Raw genomic sequence first — 759 nt, forward strand, 5'->3', positions numbered from 1 at the left:
GAAATAAAAAAGCAATTGAAGAATATATAAGAAATCAAGAACGAGAAGATATGATAGCAGATCAAATAAGTATAAAAGAATATATGGACCCTTTCAAGGGTAGCAAGTAACAGAAGATATGCGGCTGACGGACCTTTTTAGCGCCTTAAGGCGCAATCGCAGGTAATGTGCCCTTATAGGGCTGAGGAAATACCACCAGCTAAGCTGGTGGATTTTTATTAATATAGATTTCTATAAGACTATAAGTTTACTTGATTATAATTTTATATATAGTATAAGTTATTAAAGATTAACGAAACTGAACCTAGTGTATCAATAGTAGTATAATAGTTATATTTAAAGAAAATTAGAGATATATGAGAATAAATTAATTAAATCAGATTACTTGAAATAGATATGCCATATATATGTGGTATCATTAGTTTCGTTGTCCAAGCAAAAGCTAAGTAAACATAATAAATACGACATTAAGAAATGTCGAAAAATGTTGACGAGTAATCGTTTAGATGATATAATGATTAAGTTGCTAAGGGGAGTAGGAAACATCTTGAAACTCAGAAAAAACTTCTGAAAAAAAGATGTTGACATAAAACTTCTTAAGTGATAAGATAATCAAGTCGCTTCAAGGCGATGAGATAAAATGGTCTTTGAAAATTGAACAGAATATATAAAACATTTAAACAACCAGCAATTCTTTTTATTAAAGTAAGTTTTATGAGTGAAAAGATTAAACTTTTTATTGAGAGTTTGATCCTGGCT

1 pseudogene is annotated in these 759 nt (G+C 29.2%); it reads left to right on the plus strand.

Annotation, left to right across the window (positions count from 1 at the left end):
- Positions 1 to 110 (plus strand): annotated as a pseudogene (locus tag K5V21_RS19040) (IS200/IS605 family transposase); the annotation flags it as partial.
- Positions 111 to 759 lie beyond the last annotated feature (649 nt).

The sequence above is a fragment of the Clostridium sardiniense genome, assembly GCF_019753795.1.
Classification (GTDB): Bacteria; Bacillota; Clostridia; order Clostridiales; family Clostridiaceae; genus Clostridium; species Clostridium sardiniense.